At 58.2% G+C, this 1,948-nt stretch carries 2 protein-coding genes and 1 tRNA gene; all 3 read left to right on the forward strand.

Annotation, left to right across the window (positions count from 1 at the left end):
- Positions 1 to 349 precede the first annotated feature (349 nt).
- Positions 350 to 913: a hypothetical protein gene (locus tag NW852_RS07285; RefSeq protein ID WP_414363816.1), complete on the forward strand. Its 564-nt coding sequence runs from the start codon at positions 350 to 352 to the stop codon at positions 911 to 913.
- Positions 914 to 1,019: 106 nt separating this feature from the next.
- Positions 1,020 to 1,110, forward strand: a tRNA-Ser gene (locus NW852_RS07290).
- 48 nt (positions 1,111 to 1,158) lie between these two features.
- Positions 1,159 to 1,917, forward strand: a complete 759-nt coding sequence (locus NW852_RS07295) for a TIGR00297 family protein (RefSeq protein ID WP_414370662.1) — start codon at positions 1,159 to 1,161, stop codon at positions 1,915 to 1,917.
- Positions 1,918 to 1,948 lie beyond the last annotated feature (31 nt).

Genomic DNA, 1,948 nt, shown 5'->3' on the forward strand with positions numbered 1-1,948 from the left:
TAACAGAACGCTGAGGATATCTAAAAAGATATTGCAAGTAACTTTTTTCTTCTAGAAAAGCTCTTACCCATCAAGTAAAGTTGATCTGACAATTGATGGGGCCTAGGTTGACTTTGTGCCCCGTTTTTCATGTTGTCGCTTCCATGTAGGGAAGAGGAGTTAACGGAATGGCTTAGAAAAGAGCTCTCTGCTCCTTGAGTTTTTGTTTGATAAAGCTTCTCAAGTGACCTAGATTTGCCGGAGGATGGTCTCTCAGTAGACCTCCAGAAGGGGAATCTGGGATCGGCTTGGTTCTTAGTTTGTCTTGAGACATCACATCCAAAAAGATTGCAAGAGAAAAGGAGACGGCATGTCTGTTCAATCTGCTGCACCCAATACCTTAGAACTGCCGCAAATGAACTTAAGGCAAGATTCGGCCCAAGTTCCGCCCCAGATTACTTGTGATGGCAGCGACTTGGACTGGAGCCAAGCCGTGGTGATTGAGGGCGCGCAGCCCCAAGAGGGGGAGTTGCAGGGCTGGATCGCCTTTTACGGCCTGCGGGTCAACCACGAGCCGGGCAATATCTTGCACTGGCAAGGACGCCCGCTGCGGGCCAGCCGCCTGCGCTTTTTTGTGAAAAATGTGGCTTGGCGCTACGGCTTTTCCTTCTCCACCAGCATCCGCTCGCCTCTGGGCAAAGGGATCCCGACCCCGCCAGAGTGGCGCTACCCGGGTCTTTGCCGCTACGGCCTCGTGCTGTTTCAGCCCAACGCCCAACTGGTGGCCCATCAGGTTTGGGAATCCTCGCCGGAGCAGCCCCAAGAGGTGGATCTGGATCCCAATTTGGATATCGCCTTCAACGTCAACGATGCCAAGGGCAGCTACGGCGACAACAGCGGCAGCTTCGATATCTATGTGCAGGTGGTGAGCTGAGTTCCGGAAGGGATCCCGCTCGAGAACAGTTGCCGGGTGGGATCCCATCTTCTACAATGGGTGAACTAGCAGCTGGATCCCAGCTTGCTGGGGTCTCTGCCGCTCTGGAGAGGTGGCTGAGTGGTCGAAAGCGGCTTCCTGCTAAGAAGTTACGGGGCCCAAAAGCTCCGTCGAGGGTTCGAATCCCTCCCTCTCCGTTGCCGTGGCTAGTTCCTAGCCGCCCTTTCTGCTGATGGAGGGCACCGATGGGTCAGGTGTGGCTTCTAAGTCAGTGGGGAGTGGCGCTCTGGCTCAACCTGGCCTTGGTGGCGCTGGCTCTGCTGATCCCGCAAAGGGCGTTGACGCGGGCTGGGGTTCTCCATGCAGGCTTGCTTGGCCTGCTGGTGTGGGGGGGCCTGGGGTGGCGGGGTTACCTAGTAGTAGCCGCCTATTTTTTAGTCGGCACCGCCGTCACCCGGCTGGGGATCCGGCGCAAGCAGGCGCAGGGGATCGCCGAGAAGCGGGAGGGGGCGCGAGGGCCGGAAAATGTCTGGGGATCTGCCCTGACGGGGGCTGCCTGTGCGGTGGGATATGCACTTTTTGCCCATCCCCTCTGGTGGTTGGGGTATAGCGCCAGCTTCGCCGCCAAGTTGGCCGATACCGTCAGCAGCGAAGTGGGAAAAGCCTACGGACGCCAGACCTTTTTGATCACCACCTTTCAGCCGGTGCCGGCGGGCACAGAGGGAGCTGTGAGCCTGGAGGGATCCCTGGCAGGGATGGCGGCAGCGGTAGGGATGGCCACGTTGGCCTGGGGGATCGGTGGGGAGTGGGTAAGAGGAGACCCGTTTTGGCTGGGCATTTGCTGTCTGGGTGGGATTCTGGCCACCTTGGCAGAAAGCTGGATGGGGGTGGTGTTGCAACCTCGCCTGGCTTGGATGAGCAACGAAGTGGTGAACGGCATTCAAACGACCCTAGCAGCTCTCCTGGCCGTGGGATTGGGAGCGCTTTTGGGGATCGGATCCTAAAAAGGGGCCCCTCACCCCCAACCCCTCTCCC

The sequence above is a fragment of the Synechococcus sp. H60.1 genome (genome assembly GCF_047462335.1).
Lineage (GTDB): Bacteria > Cyanobacteriota > Cyanobacteriia > Thermostichales > Thermostichaceae > Thermostichus.

Excerpts from the sequence above, each read along its gene's own strand:
- NW852_RS07295 (WP_414370662.1), top strand. The coding sequence starts at position 1,159 with ATGGGTCAGGTGTGGCTTCTAAGTCAGTGGGGAGTGGCGCTCTGGCTC.
- NW852_RS07285 (WP_414363816.1), top strand. The coding sequence starts at position 350 with ATGTCTGTTCAATCTGCTGCACCCAATACCTTAGAACTGCCGCAAATG.